Genomic DNA, 19640 nt, shown 5'->3' on the forward strand with positions numbered 1-19640 from the left:
TTACAGCAAACGCCCCGCAGAGCGGGGCGTTATGGTCTTGCCGAACTCGGCGGCCACTATTTTTGAGTTTTGAAGTATTTGAAGAAATCCGAACTCGGTTCCAACACCATTACGTTGCCCGGTTTGCCCAAGCTTTCCTTGTAAGCAATCAAGCTACGGTAAAACGCGAAAAACTCGCTGTCTTCGCCGTAAGCCTTGGCAAAGGTTTCGGCGGCTCTGGCGTCGCCCTCGCCGCGCAATATCTCGGAGTCGCGGTAGGCGTTGGCCAGAATGATCTCGCGTTGCTTGTCCGCGTCGGCGCGAATACGCTCGGCGGCTTCGGAGCCTTGCGAGCGGAATTCGCGTGCGACCCTGGCACGTTCGGCTTCCATCCGTTGATAGACCGACGAACTCACTTCGTTGGGCAGATCGATCCGTTTCACTTGCACGTCGACAATATTGATGCCCAATTTGGCGGCGTGGGGCGAAACATTGGTGATCAGCGCTTCGCGGATCGCGCTCCGATCGCTGGATACCAACTGCCTGATGTCGCGTTTGCTGAACTCGCTACGAAACGAATCCTTGATGATTTGATCTAGCCGGATGTTGGCCTGATTCACATCGCCGGCCACCGTGGTATAAAAGGTTTTGACATCGCCAATGCGCCATTTGACGAAGGAATCGACAATGACGTTTTTCTTTTCGGCGGTCAAAAATCGTTCCGGCGTGGAATCCATCGTCAGGATGCGCGCATCGAATTTCTTGACGTTATTGATGAACGGCAGCTTGAAATGCAAACCCGGTTGAAAATCGGCGCCGACGATCTCGCCAAGCTGGAATTTAATCACCCGCTCGGTTTCGGCGACCGTGAACACCGACAGCGACAACACAACAATCAGCGCGCCGACCGCGACTAAAATCTTATTTCCCATCGTAACGTCCTCTCACATCGCGTTCGCGGCTGTTAATCCGCACATCGGTTTTCGATTCTTTGACTGTCGGCAAGGTCGGCTGAGGGGCAACCGGCTCATGATTCGTAACCGAATCCGGCGCCGCTTCCGTGCGACCGACGCCCAGTTTATCCAGCGGCAAGTACATGACGTTACCGCCATCCTTGACGTCCACCAACACGTTACTGGCGCGCCCCAGGACTTGTTCCATCGTTTCGATATACATCCGCTGCTTGGTCACTCCAGGCGCCTTTTTGTACTCGGTTAGCAGTTGCGAGAAGCGACTGACATCGCCATTGGCCTTGGCAATGACTTTTTCCTTATAGCCCTCGGATTCCTGCACGATACGAGACGCAGCACCGCGGGCCTTGGGTACCACGTCGTTGGCATAAGCTTCGGCTTCGTTGATCAAACGCTGTTTGTCTTCGCGCGCCTTAATGGCGTCTTCGAAAGCTCCCTGCACTTGCTCGGGCGGCTGAGCGTCCTGCAAATTGACACTAGTGATCAAAATGCCTGTGCGGTAGGCATCCATCACCGATTGAATCTCGCTCTTGATCTCTTGAACGATTTCGCTACGGCCTTCGGTCAATACGAAATCCATGTCGCTACGGCCGATCACACCGCGTTGCACGCTTTCGGTGACTTGCTTCAGAGTCGAAGCCGGGTCCAATACGTTGAAGGCATAATCCTTGGCGTCCTTGACCTGATATTGCACTGCCAGACGGACATCGACGATGTTTTCATCCTTGGTCAGCATCATCGCTTCCTTGGGTACCGAGCCCATCGCCTGACCGCCGCCCGAACGATAACCGACTTCGATAAAGCGTTGTTGCTCGACATTGATGACTTGTACTTGCTCGATCGGCGCCGGCACGTGCCAATTCAGACCGGGTTGCGACGTGCCGACATAGGCGCCGAACCGCGTAACGACGCCGCGAGTCCCTTCGTCAACCGTATAAAACCCGCTCAAGCTCCACAATACCAATGCACCGCCGGCAACCCAACCCGCACCGCGCATTGATGAGCCCGAGGTGCGGTTACCGCCCCCGTTGGATCCGCCGCCAAACAGAGCTCCCAGCTTTTCCTGCAAGTTGCGCACGACCTCGTCCAGATCGGGAGGACTATTTTGGTCGTTGCGACCACTCCAGGGGTCTTTTTTATCACCGCCGGGCTCATTCCAAGACATACTAAATGCTCCAAAAATTGGATTTGAGAACTTAAAAAACCGCGTACCACCGAACCAATTTCACCCGATCGATCCCACTCAAAAAAACCAGTATCGACAGGCCAAAGAACGCGGCATTCTATCGTAAATCACTCCGACCGGGACAACTAAGTCAGACCGGCGCGCCAAATTTATCCGATTCGCGGTTACGCATTAGGCCATTTCCAACGGGCTCGAGGTTTCGATACCCTTTAGCAAGCCCAAATGCTTCTGATCGATCTCCAAGGTCAATTCGCAATCGCCGGCTTCGTTGCAAACCTCGTCGAGTATCCGGACATAACCGAACAGCTTGGCTTTGACTCCGGCTTGCGCGGCCGGCAGATAACATTTTCGGACGACTTTGCTGCTGGCAAACAATTCGCACAAAGCCTGCAACAACAATTCGCTACCTTGTCCGGTCCGCGCACTGATCCAAACCGCGGTCGGCTTGCCGTCTTCGCCGTAATCGATGTGCGGCTGGATGCTATCGAGCAGGTCGATCTTGTTGAAAACCTTGAGCTGCGGAATTTTACCCGCCTCGATATCGTTCAACACTTGATTGACCTGGAAAATTGTCTCGTCGCGATCTTCGGCATGTGCGTCTATCACATGCAACAACAAATCCGCCTCGCTGGCTTCCTGCAAGGTTGATCGGAAGGCCGCCACCAGTTCGTGCGGTAGATGGCGAATGAATCCGACCGTGTCGGCCAGGATAATGTCGTTGCCGTTGCTCAGCGACAACTGCCGCAAGGTCGGATCGAGGGTCGCGAACAATTGATCGGCCGCATAAATGCCGGCGCCGGTCAGGGTATTGAACAAAGTCGATTTACCGGCATTGGTATAGCCGACCAAGGATACCGCCGGAATCTCGGCCTTCTTGCGTTTGCTGCGCCCCTGGTGGCGTTGTTTCTCGACTTTTTCCAAGCGTTGCTGGATTTGCTTAATGCGAACGCCCAGCAAACGTCGATCGGTCTCCAATTGGGTTTCGCCGGGACCGCGCAGACCGATACCGCCTTTTTGCCGCTCCAAGTGAGTCCAGCCGCGAATTAGGCGCGTCGATAAATGTTTAAGCTGGGCGAGTTCAACCTGCAACTTGCCTTCGAAAGTCTGAGCGCGCTGAGCGAAAATATCCAGAATCAGGCCGTTTCTATCGACGACCCTCACTTCCAGCGCTTTCTCCAGATTGCGTTCCTGACTAGGCGACAGCGGATGATTGAAAATGACGATATCGGCACTAGCGTCGGTTACCGCCGACTTGATTTCATCCAACTTGCCGATGCCGACAAAATACTTTGGGTCGGGCCTGTGCCGACTGCCGGTCACCACATGTATCGGCTGGGCGCCGGCGGATTTGGTCAGTTCCTTTAACTCGTCGAGATCTTCTTGCCCGGCTTGCAAATTTAGGTGAACGAGTATTGCTCGTTCACCTGCATCGGGACGTTCAAACAAAAAAACACCCCTTAATTGTCGTCACTAACTTCCGGCTCGCGGTGCATGTTGACGTTTTTTCCGGGAACGATGGTGGATATGGCGTGCTTATAAACCATTTGATTCACGGTATTTTTAAGCATGACCACGTATTGATCGAAAGAATCGACACGGCCTTGCAGCTTGATACCATTAACCAAGAAAATCGACACCGGAGTGTGTTCTTTTCTCAGGGCATTCAAAAAATTATCCTGCAAGTTTTGTGCTTTCGACATCCTATTTCTCCTTATTATTGTTCGGTGTACTGATTAATACATTACCCGCTACCTCCGTGATTTTCAACACGCGGTGCGCGAATAAAATTTAAACTGGTCTGGCCTAAACGCAAGCCGGATCAAAAAACCAGTTGTTCGGACGTAAACTCTCACGCCCTCGCCGTCAGAGTAAGCACGGACGCTTAAGTTCAGCTTAGCCGATTTTTTTGTATTTGATCCTATGCGGCGTATCGGCGTCGATACCCAGACGACGATGGCGGTCGGCCTCGTAGTCGGCGTAGTTACCCTCGAACCAAACCACCTCGCTGTCGCCCTCGAATGCCAGCATATGGGTCGCGACGCGGTCCAGGAACCAGCGGTCGTGCGAGATCACCACCGCGCAGCCGGGGAAAGCCAACAAGGCTTCCTCAAGCGCCCGCAAGGTTTCGACGTCCAAGTCGTTGGTCGGCTCGTCAAGCAACAACACGTTGCCGCCGCTTTTCAGTAACTTGGCCAAATGCACCCGGTTGCGTTCGCCGCCGGACAGATCGCCGATGCGTTTTTGCTGATCGGCACCCTTGAAATTAAAGCGCCCGCAATAGGCCCGAGACGGCGTTTCGTACTTGCCGACGGTGATCATATCCAGACCGTCGGAAATCTCCTGCCAAACCGTTTTGTTATCGTCCATGTTATCGCGAAACTGTTCGACGTACGACAGCTGAACGGTCTGTCCCATCGTAAACGTACCGGAATCGGGCTTTTCAAAACCCGCCATCATTCTGAACAACGTGGTCTTACCGGCCCCGTTCGGACCGATGATGCCGACAATACCGCCCGGCGGTAACTTGAAACTCAAATCGTTGATCAGCAAACGATCGCCGAAACCCTTACCGACATTTTCAGCTTCGATGACTACATCGCCCAGGCGCGGTCCGGGTGGGATATAGATCTCCTGAGTCTCGTTGCGTTTTTGCACCTCGACCGACGACAATTCCTCAAAACGCGCCAACCTCGCCTTGCTCTTGGCGTGACGACCCTTGGGATTGGAACGCACCCATTCCAGCTCGGCCTTCATCGCTTTCTGGCGGGAAGACTCCTGTTTGTCCTCGAGCTCCAGGCGCTTTTCCTTTTGTTCCAGCCATGACGAATAGTTGCCTTCCCAAGGAATGCCCATACCGCGGTCCAGCTCCAAAATCCAGCCGGCAACGTTATCGAGGAAATAACGGTCGTGAGTCACCGCTACCACGGTGCCGGTATAATCGTGCAGGAAGCGCTCCAGCCACGCAACCGACTCGGCATCCAAATGGTTGGTCGGCTCGTCGAGCAAAAGCATGTCGGGTTTGGACAGCAACAGCCGGCATAAAGCCACCCGCCGTTTCTCGCCGCCGGACAATTTATTGACGTCGGCATCCCAATCCGGCAAACGCAAGGCGTCGGCGGCAATTTCCAAGGTCCGGTCCAGATTGTGCCCGTCGCAGGCGTTAATCACATCTTCCAGATGCGCTTGTTCGGCCGCCAACTTGTCGAAATCTGCATCCGGATCGGCGTAGGCGGCATAGACCGCGTCCAGTTTAGCCAAGGCATCCTTGATGTGTTGCACGGCTTCTTCAATGTTGCCACGCACGGTTTTGCTTGGATCGAGCTGCGGCTCCTGGGGTAAGTAGCCGATGTTGATGCCCTTAAGCGGGATTGCCTCGCCTTCGATTTCCTTATCGACGCCGGCCATAATACGCAGCAGCGTCGATTTACCGGAACCGTTTAAACCCAAGACGCCGATTTTGGCGCCCGGAAAGAACGACAGTGAAATGTCCTTGAGGATATACTTTTTCGGCGGCACGACTTTGCCGACCCGGTTCATCGAAAATATGTATTGCGCCATTGCTTTCGGAAGAAAGGAAACAAAACGGCATTATACCGTGACCCAGCCAAATGCAAGGCCGTTATTTAGCGGCACCCCTTGCTAGTACTTGCGAATTCGCCGATCAACGCCTACCAAACTTAAGGCAACCGGGCCGATGAAAAACCACATAGACCAGTAAACCGAATCCGTTCCAAATGAAAAAACCGGCTTGAGTTTTGGTCGGCAAACTGGCGAACAAGTAGCCGCATCCAAGTATCGCGACGGTTCCAGTCAACCACGGCCACGGCGCGCTGAACTTGCGAACGGCATCCGGTGCGCGGTGGCGGGCTACCAGCATGCACAGCGCGACCGCGGCGAACGCCAACAATGTTCCGGCATTAGCCAATGCCGCAATGTCCGCCAGCGGAAAAACACCAGCCACGCCGCCAACCAGCGCGGCTGTAAACCAAGTCGTACGCACCGGGTTACCGCGTCGAGATACTCGTGCCAAGCCGTTCGGTAATAGTCCGTCGCGGGCCATTGCAAAGAAAATCCGACTTTGGCCGTAGAAGAAAGCCAAAATCACGGTGGGCAGCGCCGCGACCGCTGTAAATCCCAAGCATTTCGCGGCCAGAGGCGAACCCAACTCCCGCAACACCAGCGCTAAGGGCTCGGCACTGTCGGCAAACCGACGATAATCCAGCGCACCCAACGCGGCCAACGCCACCGCGATATAAATGACCACGCAGATCAACATCGAACCGATGATGCCGACGGCCAAATCACGATCGGGACGACGCGTTTCCTCGGCGGCGGTCGCGATTGCATCGAAACCATAAAACGCGAAAAAAATTATCGCGGCCGCGACCATTACGCCGCGCTCGACACCGTCCACGCCGACCGTTTTCACGAATCCATAAGGCATGAACGGTTGTAAATGGCTCGCATCGAACCCCCGGGCGGCCAGTACGACAAACATCAACAAGGCACCGATTTTTAACACCACCAACCCAGCGTTGCAGGTCGCGCTTTCCTTGGTACCCAGCGTCAACAAGCCCGCAACCGCCCCAATGATTGCGACGGCAGGCAAGTTGGCGATTCCGCCCCGCGCCGGAGCGACCAACCAAGTCGTCGAAATCCCCAGCCAGTCCTGCAAAATCGGCGCGGCGTAACCCGACCAGCCCACAGCAACCGCGCTGACCACCAACGAATATTCCAGAATCAGACACCAACCCACAAACCAGCCGGCGGTCTCACCGATCACAACCCTCGTGTAAGTATAAGCGCCACCAGCCTTGGGAATTGCGGTCGCCATTTCCGCGTAAGCCAGCGCCGCGCAAGCGCAAACCAGACCTGCGAAGCCGAAGGCGACAATAACCGCCGGCCCAGCCTTGGCGACGCCGACACCGATTAACGTCAAAATCCCGGTACCGACAATGGCACCGACACCCAGAGCCAACAAATGCAACACACCCAGACCGGGTTGCAATAGTTCGGCCTGCCCACGATCTCGTCTGCCACTCGCCCAATTTTGCGCGATCGCCGAATCGAGAGCTGTATTTTTGGAATTGAAGCGACCGGTCAACAAAACTCTCCCATGCAAACTCTTTGACATAGGCCTTTACGTTACCGGAAAAGCCTAGGTCCCGCACCAGCAAACGATGACGATCAATCCAATCATGTTCATTACAGGGCTTTTGCTTCGGAGAAAAAGAGATAACGTAATGAGCCCTCTTCAGCCTCAATCGATAGCAATTACTCAGACTAACGATGTTCACAACAGGAAGTTTGCCACAAGAGCTTGCCGGAAGCAGCGGCGCTCAGCGCAGTTACGCTATTTCGGGGCGAAATGTCACGAAGGATTACGCTAAAAACCTAAATCCATGGATTAAGTATGATATCCGCTTAGAACAGTTCCAAGGCTGGACCGCCCGTGGACCGGGATTGAAACCAATGCATTTATCGAAGGCAAGACGGACGAGTGTTAGAACCCCTGAAATGCGAGGCATTGAATTGGCCTGACCGGCAGGGAACTGGCGAATGGCAAATAGTAGGTTTACCTTTGTTTACAAGGCGACGAGATTGAAAAATTGAGCGGAACCCAGAGAAGGTAGATAAGATTCGATATCCACAATTCCTGTTTGCTAGCCACTCGTCGGGCGGACGAAAAACCGGGCGGTCTGAATGTGGCTGGGAAACTCGATCCCTAGGGCGGCCCCTCCGTCAAAACCTCCCCGTCCCTACTTGGTCCATCGTCGCTATAGCCTCTCCTCGCCAGCGGACTTCAGCAAGGAGGGGCGTTTTCGCAATTACGTGGCCTCGCTAGATCGACGAAGCCGTTGCCTTGCGCAGTCTACCGGCCCCTAGGAAGCCGAACAGTACCGTTCCCATCATTACAAAGCTGGGCGGCAGCGGTACCGAACCGATAATGTCAGGTTGAGTCGGAGTACCAGCTGTCAACAAGCGAAATTGACCATCCCAAGCCTGCGGGCCGGTAAAATTCAAACGTAAACTGGAGACGTTGGAAAACACGCTGGGATTGGAAAACTGATTGAAATCGAACCAGAAATCTTCGGTTTGACTAACCGTCTTGCTGCCCGCCACGGCGATATCGTTAACGACCATTTCAATATTCACATCCAGATCGATGGTCAGAACTTCCAACAATATCGCACTGCCGTATAACGTGAAGTTCGTAGGATCAAACGTCCATAAAATCGACGCGGCACCGGCGGAACCAGCGGAATTGGAGATTTTCAAAGCGCCGGCACCGGATTGAATCTCTTCCTTATTCGCATAACGTCCTTCGGTAGCCGTCGCGGAAAAGGTCCTGGATACGTGTGCCAAATCGCTGCCGGAAATTTCAGCGACGCTGTTGCTCGTGGCACCCGGCACATAGACTTCTCCCGGCCTTCCATTGCCGCGGTCCGTCACATTTTGTAGTTGGTTGAAATTATCGATAGTCAGGTTACTGGCGTCAGCATGACCCGCAATCGAGAGCAAGCCTGAAAACAGCAGCGAGCTCAGTAGTTTCAATGGAAAATGGTTACGCATGTTGGATTCCTCTGATAGGTTCGAATTCGTTGATAAAGCTTCAAGACAATTTGGACAGCGCAGGTTTTACCGACATTTGACGCAAATAAAACATGCCGATAATCAACAGTGCCCATGTGGTCGGCTCGGGAACCGTGTTGGTTTGCGTGCCGGTGCGATTGGCCGCCATCAAATCGATCTGTGCGTCCCAAGCTTCAACGCCGCGAAAATTCAACTGCAAGCTGCTCAGGTTGCCGAAACTGGAAGGATTGGTGAAGTCTGAAAAAGCAATGGCGTGCTGACCGGTACCGCCAAAATTGTGAAAATCGAACACAGACAATCCGTTTGCGATCACTTGAATTTCAAAGCTCAAATCGATAAAGCCGATATTCAATAGCAGCGCGTCGGCGACCGACATCAAGTTAATCGGATCGAAGCTATATAAAATGCTTGCGGTACCGTTGGAATCGGTGCTGTTGCTGATCGTCAGCATCCCGCTTTCCACCGCAACTTCGGTATCGGCGTCGGTGGGGTTTGCTTCCGCAGTCAAGGTTCTGTAAGCGTTAACCAAATCGGTACCAAATATCGGCAGCGGCCCGTCGGTACCGTTTTCGGCAACTTGAAAGTCGGTAAAGTTATCGATTAGCGTTGCCGCCGATGCGTTGTGCATAGCTGCGGACAACAACAAAATGGCGGTGAAATAGCCGAATTTGGATTTTGACGTGTTCAATGTAATTCCCCTAAGTTGATTGAGTTGACTGACAAAGCAGATTGAAGCCAAACCATCTGTCTTTTCGGGAATAAAGCGCTTTCCGTGCCAATTCCGTTTTTTTGATGGAAATCAAATAAATGAGGATTTTATTGAGGTCTATCACAGATTTGCAGCACGAGGTATCAGCCAGCGATGGCATGACAAGTACTGCCAAACGCGTCATGTAGGCCATCGTCAGCTATGGGTCGGGTTAGCGAGGAACTCAAACGGGATAAGACGGCGGTACGGCTCTGGTTAACGTAGGCAGAATTAGGGCAATACGCTTATCCAGGCACCGAGAAGCCGCTGCCTCTTGATCAGGTTTTACTGGATTGCCGACACACACGTGCGAATATTCGACAGTTGGCATTTGCCCGCCAACTGCCACGGATTTCGGTTGGTCACGGAAAATACGGCCGGTTTATGAAGGACAGTCGAAAAAATAGGGTTTTACGACGACCTTCCGAGAGAGAATCTAATCCGTTCGGACCAAGCCGAAGCAAACTCAAAACGCCAAAAAAACCTAATCTACAGAAGCATCAAGTAAAGCTGAGTAACAACTGGCGCCGTCAATCAAAACGTTTGGCGTCTTTAGGCAACTTCGAGAAGACAGGATGAGCGGGAACGCCGTAGCGCTTTGGATAAAACACGCCAGCCAGGTGCAGACCGTGCGGCGGCGCGGTGCTCGCGGCTTGGGCGCGGTCCTTGATGCCCAGCAAATGCAAGGTCCAATCCTCGGGCTGTTTGCCGCCGCCGATGTCGATCAGCACGCCGGCGATGTTACGGACCATGTGGTGCAAGAACGCGTTGGCGCACAGGTCGATGACCACTTTATCGCCGTCGCGAACCACGTCGATGAAATACATCAGCCGATAGGGACTGACCGACTGGCAGCTCTGGGCGCGGAACGACGAAAAATCGTGCTCGCCGAGTAAATGTTGGGCGGCGCGGTGCATACGCTCGGCGTCGAGCGTTTGATAACACCAGGTCGCCTGGTCGCGCAGCAACGCCGACTTCATCGCCCGGTTCAGAATCACGTAGCGGTAAAAACGGGCGATGGCGCTGTAGCGGGCATGAAAATCATCGACGGCCGGCTTGGCCCAGGTGATGCGGATATCGTCCGGCAGATGGCTGTTGCCACCCATGACCCAGCCGCGCAAATCCCGCTCGACCGGGCAATCGAAATGCACGACTTGCTCCAGGGCATGCACGCCGGCGTCGGTGCGGCCGGCGCACAACACCGTCACCGGTTGCGCGGCAATGTTGGTCAGCGCCCGTTCCAACTCGCCTTGCACGGTGGCTTTACCAGCCTGAATCTGCCAACCGGCGTAGCGGCTACCGTCGTATTCGACACCGAGAACGATGCGGCTCACGCGCTACCGCTCAGGCGTGAATAAACACCCGGCAGCCGGGCGACACCATGTCGAACAATTCGATCATATCGGCATTGCGCATCCGGATGCAGCCGTGAGAAGCCGGCACCGCCTGCATCGCTTCGTCCGGACAGCCGTGGATGTAAATGTACCGCCAGGCGGTATCGACCTCGCCGTAGCGGTTCTTGCCCGGCTCCAGACCGCCCAGCCACAATATCCGGCTGAGTATCCAGTCGCGCTCGGGTTGGGTCAGTGCCAGTTCCGGCGTATAGATTTCGCCGGTCGGTCGCCGGCCGACGAACACGGTGTTGACCGGGGCCTCGGCGCCGATTTTGGCGCGAATCCGGTGCCAGCCGGTCGGCGTGCATTCGCTGCCTTTCAGCTCGCCGGGCCCATTCTTGGCGGTGGAGACCGCAAACACCCGCATCACGCTGTCGTCTTCGATCAACAGCAAACGCTGGTCGGCAAGCGATACGTCGATGTAACAATGTGGACTCATGGTTTGACGAATAATGCGATGGACTCGACATGGGCGGTCTGCGGGAACATATCCATCACGCCCGCCTTGACCAGTTGGTAACCCAATTCGTTGACCAGAATACCGGCATCGCGCGCCAATGTCGATGGATTGCAGGACACGTAGACGATGCGTTCAGGCCGCCAATGCTTGAAGTTGTGCAACACCTCGGATGCGCCGGCCCGCGACGGATCGAGCAACACCTTGGTGAATTTTTGCTGGCTCCAGGGCTGATCCCGAACGTCCTTGGTCAAATCGGCGACGTGAAATTCGACATTGTCCAGCCGGTTCAAGCGGGCATTTTCGCGGGCATGATTGACCAGCGGCGTGTCGCCTTCGATGCCGACCACGTAACCGGCGCGGGTCGCCAGCGGTAGCGTGAAATTGCCCAGCCCGCAAAACAAATCCAATACCCGGTCGGCCTTGGTCAATTCCAGCGCGGCCAACGCGCGGGCGATCATTTGCCGATTGATGTCGTAATTGACCTGGGTAAACATCGCCGGGCGAAAGTTGAATTTGACGCCGTATTCCGGCAAGGCGTAGCTTGGAATCACCTCCGGCTCGCCATCCAGCGGCACGATGCTGTCCGGTCCCTTGGGCTGCAGGCAAATGCTGATCTGGTGACGATGAGCAAATTCGCGCATCCGCTGCTTGTCCTCGGTAGTCGGCATTTCCAACACCCGAAACGCCAGCACGCATTCGCTATCGCCGATCGCGACTTCGATTTGCGGAATCTTGTCCTTGATGGTCAGGCCGGCGATCATGTCGCCGAGCAAGGTCAGTTTTTCGCCGACAATCGGGTGCATCACTTTACAGGCATCGATTTCAGCCAAATAGGGATTGCGGCGCTCGCGAAAACCGACCAGCACCCTGCCCTTTTTGGCGACCCATTTCACGCCCATCCGCGCCTTGGTGCGATAGCCCCAGTGCGGTCCGGTCAACGCTTCCCAAATCTGTGGAATCTCGACCTTGCCGATGCGGCGAAACTGCTCGCGCAGCAAATCTTCCTTGAAATGAATCTGCTCGGCGTCGTCGACATGCTGAAAACTGCAACCGCCACAACTGCCGAAGTGCGGACAGGCCGGATCGACGCGGTGTGGGTTGCGGTCGTGCAGTTTCACGACCATGCCTTCGGCGTAATCGCGGCGGCTGTCGGTATAGACGAAGTCCACGCTCTCGCCGGGCAAGGCTTCGTCGATGAACACCACCTTGCCGTTGACGTGGCTGATGCCGCGGCCGTCGTGGGACAAGGATTCGATGGTAACGGTAACCGGGTCTAACGGAAGTTTTTTCTTGTAAGCCATTATTCAATTAACGTGGGTCGGATCGGCGCATCGCGATCCGACGGGACGGCGGGGAACTTTGAGGTCGGGCGATTTAACCGACGCCTTGCGAATTTCAGGTCGGGAAGATCCCTGTGGACAAATAACGATCGCCTCGATCGCAGACTATCGCCACGATCAACGCATTTTCTACTTGCTGGGACAATTGCAGCGCCGCGTAAACCGCGCCGCCGGACGACACGCCGGCGAAAATGCCTTCCTCGGCGGCCAACGCGCGGGTGGTGTTCTCGGCGTTGATTTGGTTGACTTCGATAATTCTATCCACCCGGCTGTCGTCATAAATCTTCGGCAGGTATTCCTTAGGCCAGCGGCGAATGCCGGGAATCTTGGACTCGCCTTCCGGCTGCACCCCGACAATTTCAATGGCCGGATTTTGTTCCTTCAAATATTTGGAGGTCCCCATGATGGTGCCGGTGGTACCCATTGAGCTGACGAAATGAGTAATGGTGCCTTGAGTGTCGCGCCAAATTTCCGGGCCGGTGCCTTCGTAATGCGCCAGCGGATTGTCCGGATTGGCGAACTGATCGAGGATGCGGCCCTCGCCACGCGCTTCCATGGCCCGCGCCAGGTCTATCGCGCCCTCCATGCTGCCCTTGGCCGGAGTCAGGATGATTTCGGCGCCGTACGCCTTCATCGATGCGATCCTTTCCGCGCTCATATTATCCGGCATGATCAGCGTCATTTTATAACCCTTGATCGCCGCCGCCATCGCCAGCGCGATGCCGGTATTGCCGCTGGTGGCTTCGATCAGGCGGTCGCCCGGCTTGATCTCGCCGCGCGCTTCGGCGTGCTGAATCATGCTCAAGGCCGGCCTGTCCTTGACCGAGCCGGCCGGATTGTTGCCTTCCAGCTTGACCAAAATCGTGCAAGCATTCGCCACCGGCAATCGTTGCAACCGTACCAATGGCGTGTTTCCGACAAAAGCTTCTATCGTTGGAAAATTCATGAATCAAACATCCGATTAACGTTGGGCGGCGATTATAACAACTTCGGACGCTTAAACGCCGCCGTAACCTAAGGCCGAAGCATTTGCCTTATAATCGGCGCCAGACCGCCCCTTCCAGGACCGCCATGCAGCCAATCGAACTTAATAGCCCGGAGCTTTACATCAACCGCGAACTCAGCCTGTTGGAATTCAACGCCAGGGTCTTGGCGCAAGCGCTGGACGACAGCCTGCCGCTACTGGAGCGCCTCAACTATTTATGCATTTCCTGTTCCAATCTCGACGAATTCTACGAAGTGCGAGTGGCCAGCTTGCTGCAAATGGCCGAAATGGACGCCAATGTCATCAGCCCGGACGGACTGACGATCAACGAGCAACTGGATCGGCTGTCGGTCAAGGCCCACGATCTGGTCGCCGAACAATACCGGGTGCTCAACGAAGTCCTGATTCCCCGCTTGGAGGCCGACCATATCCGCTTCCTACGCCGCGACCGCTGGAGCGCGTCGCAAAAAGCCTGGCTGGAAAAATACTTTAACGAGGAGTTGCTACCGATTCTGACCCCGGTCGGGCTGGATTCCGCCCATCCGTTTCCGCGCATCCTCAACAAGAGTTTGAATTTCATCATCTCGCTGACCGGCAAGGACGCCTTCGGCCGGAATAGCGGCCGCGCCGTGCTGCAGGCGCCGCGCGCCTTGCCCCGCATCGTGCAACTGCCGCCGGCCGACACCGACAGCGGTCCGCACGATTTCGTGTTCCTGTCCTCGATTATCCACGCCTTCGTCAACGACTTGTTCAACGGCATGACCGTCAAGGGTTGCTACCAATTCCGGGTCACTCGCAACAGCGACTTCTTCGTCGACGACGATGCCATAGACGACTTGATGCTGGCTGTCGAAGGCGAATTGGCGATGCGCAATTACGGCGACGAGGTTCGCTTGGAGATCGACGCAAACTGTCCGGAAGAAACCGTCAACTTCCTGATGGCCCGCTTCGACCTGACCGCCGACCGGCTGTTTCTGGCCAACGGCCCGGTCAATCTGAGCCGGATTCAAGCGATTTACAGTCTGATCGAACGGCCCGAACTGAAGTTTCCGCCGTTCAAACCCAGCGTGCCCAGCGCCTTCGGCCGGAATAAGGATTTCTTCGCCAGCATCCGCAAACAAGATGTACTGCTGCATCACCCCTACGAATCGTTCACGCCGGTCGTCGACTTCATCAAGCAAGCTGCGGCCGATCCGGACGTGTTGGCGATCAAGCAAACCTTGTACCGTACCGGTGTCGATTCGCCGATCGTTGCCGCGCTGATCAAGGGCGCTCGCGCCGGCAAGGAAGTCACCGTGGTCATCGAGCTGCGCGCCCGCTTCGACGAAAAGGACAACATCGGCCTGGCCGCCAAGTTGCAGGAAGCCGGCGCCCACGTGGTGTACGGGGTGGTCGGCTACAAGACTCACGCCAAGATGTGCATGGTGTTGCGTAAGGAAAACAACACGCTGCGCAACTACGTGCATCTGGGTACCGGCAACTACCATCCCAAAACCGCCCGGCTGTACACCGACTACGGCTTATTCACGTGCGACAAGGAACTGGCCGAGGACGTGCGCCGGGTGTTCATGCAATTGACCAGTCTGGGCAAGGTCAGCAAATTGAACAAACTACTGCAATCGCCGTTTACGCTGCATCCCGGCCTGATGAAGATGATCGAAAAGGAGATAGACCAGGCCAAGAAGGGGAAGTCCGCCAAGATCATCATCAAGGTCAACGCGGTGGTCGAGGAACAAGCGATCCGCGCGCTGTACCGCGCTTCCCAGGCCGGTGTCGAAATCAAAATGATCGTGCGCGGCATGTGCTGTCTGAAGCCCGGCGTGCCGGGGGTTTCCGAAAACATCGAAGTCCGCTCCATCGTCGGCCGTTTTCTGGAACACACCCGGATTTACGCGTTCTACAACGGCGGCGATTGGGCGGTATACGCTTCCAGCGCGGATTTGATGAATCGCAATATGTTCCGGCGAGTGGAAGTGTGTTTCCCAATCGGCGACCGAAAAAACATCGACCGGATTCTGGCCGATCTGGAAGGCTATTTGAGCGACACGGCTCAAGCGTGGTTGCTTCAGAGCGACGGCCAGTACCGCCGCGCCGAACGTGGCGAACAAGCGGCTTACCAAGTGCAAACCGAATTGTTGAAAGCCTTCTGCGGCTAAGGAGCAACGATGAGCTCGCGCCAACACCGGCAAATCGTACTGGATACCGAAACCACCGGCATCAATCCCAAGGAAGGTCACAAGATTATCGAAATCGGTTGCGTCGAGCTAATCAACCGCCGGCTGACCCGCAACCACTTTCACGTCTATTTAAACCCGGACCGGGAAATCGATGCCGGCGCCATCGAAGTCCATGGCATCACCAACGAGTTCTTGCGAGACAAACCGCGCTTCGCCGACGTCGTCGAGGATTTCATGGCCTTTACCGCCGGCGCCGAGTTGATTATCCACAACGCGCCGTTCGACGTCGGCTTTTTAAATCACGAGCTGAGTTTGCTGCCGGGCGAGACCCGCACCGTCGAATCCAACAGCAGCGTATTCGACACCCTGCCCTTCGCTCGCAAAAAACACCCCGGCGCCCGCGCCAGCCTGGACGCCCTCTGCAAGCGCTACGGCATCGACAACAGCCACCGGGAACTGCACGGCGCGCTGTTGGACGCCGAGATTCTGGCCGACGTTTATCTATTGATGACCGGCGGCCAGTTTTCGTTGCTGGAAGACACCGAAACAGAGCGTAGCGGCGAACAAGCCATCGTCCAGCTCTCCGCCGACCGGCCGCACCTGAAAGTCATCGCCTGCAACGACGAAGAACAAACCGCCCACGAGCAGCGCCTAGCCAAAATCGCCAAAGTGTCCGGCAACTGCCTGTGGCTAGCGGAGCCGCCCGAGACCACTTAGGCTACGCAGCCCTACCCAACGAACTGCCTAAAACCGGCAATTTGCAAGAGCGATAACAATCAATAAGCTCACCCGCCACCCTTGAGTCGAAGGGCGGGGATTATTCATTCATGCGGTGATGGCGTTTGGGATAGAACGGCCACGAGCGGACCATCTCGCTTCCGCTTCTATGACCGCAGTGAAATGGATAGCCGCCTGAGGCTGTTTGAGATTGCACTACAGGGGCAGGTTTTGCGTAGCCTCGATGCAGCGTTAGCGGAATCGAGGATGTCGGCCATCCTTCATCAGACTAACATCGGCAATCTGTAATGGTGTTGGCCTTCGAATCCTCGATTCCATCGAGGCTACTTACTAAAGTCGTGCATCGCGTTTTGGTGAGGTCAAAGCTGTCGACCTTACCAAGCCGATTTTCGACAAAAAGAAATTAAGGCTTGGCGAAGAAGACAGCATCTACGAAGAAATTGTTAAGTTTGGGATAGATGCCTTAGGAAATCTTTTCCGCAAACGTTTTGCTACCATTCCAAGTTCCCAATCCATTTCTAAGCAATGCTCAACAAGTATTGCCGCCGTTCGGCTTGGTTTGCCGCCTTTGGCAAAGCAGGCTGACCAAGCATCTTCTGCCGCTTTGGGTTCCAGCATAGAAAGAATTCGGGTTAATCCCTCAGGCACATATTGTTCTAAAGTGCGAAGAAAAATATCTGCATCATCGAGAATGTTAGTTTGCTTTGATTGCAAAGATTCCGCAGCTTTTGACTCGTGAGGCGCAAGCAAATAAGGAACCAACTCTGGTCTCAGCTCACCAAATTGATGGATAACATAAACTGCGACTTTCCAGTTCAAAGACATATCTTCCCCTATGGCGATTTTCCCTCCCCGTTCTACTAGAGAGCAAGCAAGGCCAGGTGCCAAGATGGCTATTCGTGAAGGTAAAACTGTAATTTCATCTATATGGGACTGTATGACAGAAACAGCCTTCTTTCGTGACTCTTCATCCATAGATACTTGACAGATAAAAACTGTAGAATCGTGATCTAAAATCCCCCAATTATCTCCAATTGCTTTATCTATAGAATCCCAGTCAAGATGACGACACAAAATTGCAAATTGTTTTTTATTCAAGTTCCTGAAAATAGCGAGGAAATGCGCTGCGCTCTGGAATTCTCTTCGGGATACATTTGATATTTTTTCTGCTGCCTTTTTACAATCAATTTTCTTACACAATTCACGGGCAATTTCAACTCGTTGACGATCAGTTCTGTGCTTTCCCTTATTTACTCCGAGGGGATCAAAAACACGAAGAAAGCACATAAAAATGTCGTATTCAATCTGTCTAAAACTATTAACAGGATCAGCAGCTATAGTAACTTGTAGCCATGGTAAAGCGCACTTAATAATCTCAAAAGCAAAATCAAAATCATAAAAAGACAATGAGTAACAATATTTTCCGAAATCGCCAATATATTCATTTTCAGGCCATTTCTGAATAGTCTCTAAAATCCGACTCCGTTGCAACGCGGTATTGAACGAAGATTTCCATTCGTCACTACATACCAAAGCTACCCGATTAATCATTTCACCGATGGTATAAGCATTTTCAGGTGTAACTTCGCTGACTAACCAAGCAACCTTAATTGGATTGGCTGCTGATACGATTTGGGCAGCAAGTGTTTTGTCATTATTGTAAATATCGTTCAATAAACGACTTAAGCCAAAACCCATTGGATGAGTTGCCTCTGACAACCATTGTCCAAGTAGCTTAATCTCGCTGTCTTTTATCAGATGCTCCCAAGGTTCACCTATTTCTGCTATTAACAAACATGCAAACGTCTTGTCTTCTGCTGTAGATGCGTTCCAGCATCGTTGCATTAACGCTGTTCGGGTTTCCTCGTTAATCCATCGGCTGGGCCGTAGCTCATAGTACCAACGTAAGTCGAAACCAGTAAATCTCAGCTCATGAATCAAAATTCGCACACCAGCTAACGTTGTTGTCGAGCCTAAGACTATTTCTCTACAAACTTTGATAAATGAATTACGCTCAGACGCTTCTAAATTTGAGTAAATTCTGCCGATAATGGCGCTAGAAAAGCGTTGATGTGGACATCGCAAGTCACTCTCTGAAAGCAGAAGACGCTCAATTACCAACCAAGCCAATCCATTCTCGATTTTTTCAATAGTTAAACCAGCCAATATACCCAAGCGGAGCATGGTATCTTTTATTGTCGGTGAATCACGCGATGCCAATTGTTGAGCCGCAGCGATAGCAAAAATCAGGTCTGATTCATGCACTCGACTCGCGTCAGCAACTTCATTTGCCCGCCGCCAGCCACCACCTAAAATGAAGCAGAATTGCCAAGGAAATTCTGACGATGATTCTGCCGAATCAATGCGGCGTATCAAATCTTCATCAAATGATCCTTCTCCAACTCTATCATCGGCTCGCTTTACTGCTGCAAGGGTATTACTGAGATTCGTTTTTAGTTGTGCGGCAATTGTTTGAACTGCACGTTTTTGGTTAATTCGGATAGACCCACGATGCGTCTCTGTGCGATCCAACAACGTATGAATCGTAAGTAAAAATTTGCTTGGGCTCGTTTTATCTTCAATTTCCCTCAATACAGAAGCCTTCAACAGATGTGCATCATCGATTAAATATAATGTGTTGCGTTCATCGGCGAAATCTAAGCCCAAAAAATCAATATTAGGATTTGTGTCGTCAAGGCGCACAACAAACCAGCCTTCACATGCTAATGCGTATGCTGCTTGGTAGGCGCATACAGATTTACCGGAGCCTGGGTCACCAACAAGCCTTGTCGAATAAGCGCACTTTAGCTGCTGAATGATTATGCTAGTTTCAATTAATTTCGGGCAGGCAACCGCATCACTCGGGCCAAGTCCGCGCCCCATTAAGGCAGGCCCAAGATCACGGCTATTTGAAAAGCTAATAGAGTGCCATTTGTATTGTTTGATGTATGACGGTGTAATGGCTTGTATGATTGGAAGAATGCCTTTCGGTTGGATAACCTCTTCGGTAATTTGCTCAGATTGAGAATGTAATCCCACCTTTGCAAACGTATCATTTTGTTGCAACG

The 19640-nt window shown here is 53.6% G+C and carries 15 protein-coding genes; 2 read left to right on the forward strand and 13 right to left on the reverse strand.

Annotated features, from left to right (window positions below; translation table 11 throughout):
* Positions 1-56: 56 nt before the first annotated feature.
* The 12 genes from hflC to cysM all read right to left on the reverse strand — a co-directional run bounded on the left by hflC (position 57) and on the right by cysM (position 13618).
* Positions 57-911, reverse strand: coding sequence for a protease modulator HflC (hflC, locus tag BJL95_RS17250; RefSeq protein WP_071159690.1), 855 nt, complete (start codon positions 909-911; stop codon positions 57-59).
* Positions 901-2115, reverse strand: a complete 1215-nt coding sequence (hflK, locus tag BJL95_RS17255; protein ID WP_064027102.1) for an FtsH protease activity modulator HflK — start codon at positions 2113-2115, stop codon at positions 901-903. Before hflK ends, hflC begins: the two co-directional genes overlap by 11 nt.
* Before the next feature lie 192 nt (positions 2116-2307).
* Positions 2308-3582, reverse strand: a complete 1275-nt coding sequence (hflX, locus tag BJL95_RS17260) for a ribosome rescue GTPase HflX (RefSeq protein ID WP_071159692.1) — start codon at positions 3580-3582, stop codon at positions 2308-2310.
* Positions 3583-3593: 11 nt separating this feature from the next.
* On the reverse strand, positions 3594-3836 hold the full coding sequence (hfq, locus tag BJL95_RS17265) for an RNA chaperone Hfq (protein WP_064027105.1): 243 nt from the start codon (positions 3834-3836) through the stop codon (positions 3594-3596).
* 193 nt (positions 3837-4029) lie between these two features.
* Positions 4030-5694: an energy-dependent translational throttle protein EttA gene (ettA, locus tag BJL95_RS17270; RefSeq protein ID WP_071159694.1), complete on the reverse strand. Its 1665-nt coding sequence runs from the start codon at positions 5692-5694 to the stop codon at positions 4030-4032.
* A 103-nt stretch (positions 5695-5797) separates the two neighbouring features.
* The gene (locus tag BJL95_RS17275; protein ID WP_083386128.1) at positions 5798-7270 is read right to left on the reverse strand and encodes an amino acid permease; all 1473 of its coding nucleotides are present in this window, start codon (positions 7268-7270) and stop codon (positions 5798-5800) included.
* A 707-nt stretch (positions 7271-7977) separates the two neighbouring features.
* A complete protein-coding gene (locus tag BJL95_RS17280) occupies positions 7978-8709 on the reverse strand; it encodes a hypothetical protein (protein WP_071159696.1) in 732 nt (243 codons plus the stop codon).
* A 40-nt stretch (positions 8710-8749) separates the two neighbouring features.
* Positions 8750-9418 (reverse strand): hypothetical protein, encoded by a 669-nt coding sequence (locus BJL95_RS17285; RefSeq protein ID WP_064027111.1) that lies wholly within the window; start codon positions 9416-9418, stop codon positions 8750-8752.
* 590 nt (positions 9419-10008) lie between these two features.
* A complete protein-coding gene (gene truA / locus BJL95_RS17290; protein WP_071159699.1) occupies positions 10009-10812 on the reverse strand; it encodes a tRNA pseudouridine(38-40) synthase TruA in 804 nt (267 codons plus the stop codon).
* 10 nt (positions 10813-10822) lie between these two features.
* Positions 10823-11311: a L,D-transpeptidase gene (locus BJL95_RS17295; protein ID WP_071159701.1), complete on the reverse strand. Its 489-nt coding sequence runs from the start codon at positions 11309-11311 to the stop codon at positions 10823-10825.
* Positions 11308-12633: a 23S rRNA (uracil(1939)-C(5))-methyltransferase RlmD gene (rlmD, locus tag BJL95_RS17300; protein ID WP_071159703.1), complete on the reverse strand. Its 1326-nt coding sequence runs from the start codon at positions 12631-12633 to the stop codon at positions 11308-11310. Before rlmD ends, BJL95_RS17295 begins: the two co-directional genes overlap by 4 nt.
* A 94-nt stretch (positions 12634-12727) precedes the next feature.
* Positions 12728-13618, reverse strand: coding sequence for a cysteine synthase CysM (gene cysM / locus BJL95_RS17305; protein ID WP_064027120.1), 891 nt, complete (start codon positions 13616-13618; stop codon positions 12728-12730).
* A gap of 83 nt (positions 13619-13701) precedes the next feature.
* On the opposite strand from cysM, the gene ppk1 reads away from it, so the two are divergent.
* Together ppk1 and dnaQ are read left to right on the forward strand one after the other, a co-directional pair.
* Positions 13702-15813: a polyphosphate kinase 1 gene (gene ppk1, locus BJL95_RS17310; protein WP_269454749.1), complete on the forward strand. Its 2112-nt coding sequence runs from the start codon at positions 13702-13704 to the stop codon at positions 15811-15813.
* A gap of 9 nt (positions 15814-15822) precedes the next feature.
* On the forward strand, positions 15823-16551 hold the full coding sequence (gene dnaQ, locus BJL95_RS17315; protein WP_071159705.1) for a DNA polymerase III subunit epsilon: 729 nt from the start codon (positions 15823-15825) through the stop codon (positions 16549-16551).
* A 450-nt stretch (positions 16552-17001) separates the two neighbouring features.
* Here dnaQ and BJL95_RS17320 read toward each other — a convergent pair whose 3' ends face one another.
* Entirely contained in the window at positions 17002-19638 is a 2637-nt protein-coding gene (locus BJL95_RS17320) for a hypothetical protein (protein WP_139306302.1), read from the reverse strand.
* Positions 19639-19640: the final 2 nt, after the last annotated feature.

This window comes from Methylomonas sp. LWB (assembly GCF_001856095.1).
Taxonomy (GTDB): domain Bacteria; phylum Pseudomonadota; class Gammaproteobacteria; order Methylococcales; family Methylomonadaceae; genus Methylomonas; species Methylomonas koyamae_A.

Bases quoted from the DNA above. Each gene is read 5' to 3' on its own strand.
- hflC (WP_071159690.1), bottom strand. From the start codon at position 911: ATGGGAAATAAGATTTTAGTCGCGGTCGGCGCGCTGATTGTTGTGTTG.
- hflK (WP_064027102.1), bottom strand. From the start codon at position 2,115: ATGTCTTGGAATGAGCCCGGCGGTGATAAAAAAGACCCCTGGAGTGGT.
- hfq (WP_064027105.1), bottom strand. From the start codon at position 3,836: ATGTCGAAAGCACAAAACTTGCAGGATAATTTTTTGAATGCCCTGAGA.
- ettA (WP_071159694.1), bottom strand. From the start codon at position 5,694: ATGGCGCAATACATATTTTCGATGAACCGGGTCGGCAAAGTCGTGCCG.
- BJL95_RS17275 (WP_083386128.1), bottom strand. From the start codon at position 7,270: ATGTCAAAGAGTTTGCATGGGAGAGTTTTGTTGACCGGTCGCTTCAAT.
- BJL95_RS17280 (WP_071159696.1), bottom strand. From the start codon at position 8,709: ATGCGTAACCATTTTCCATTGAAACTACTGAGCTCGCTGCTGTTTTCA.
- BJL95_RS17295 (WP_071159701.1), bottom strand. From the start codon at position 11,311: ATGAGTCCACATTGTTACATCGACGTATCGCTTGCCGACCAGCGTTTG.
- rlmD (WP_071159703.1), bottom strand. From the start codon at position 12,633: ATGGCTTACAAGAAAAAACTTCCGTTAGACCCGGTTACCGTTACCATC.
- cysM (WP_064027120.1), bottom strand. From the start codon at position 13,618: ATGAATTTTCCAACGATAGAAGCTTTTGTCGGAAACACGCCATTGGTA.
- dnaQ (WP_071159705.1), top strand. From the start codon at position 15,823: ATGAGCTCGCGCCAACACCGGCAAATCGTACTGGATACCGAAACCACC.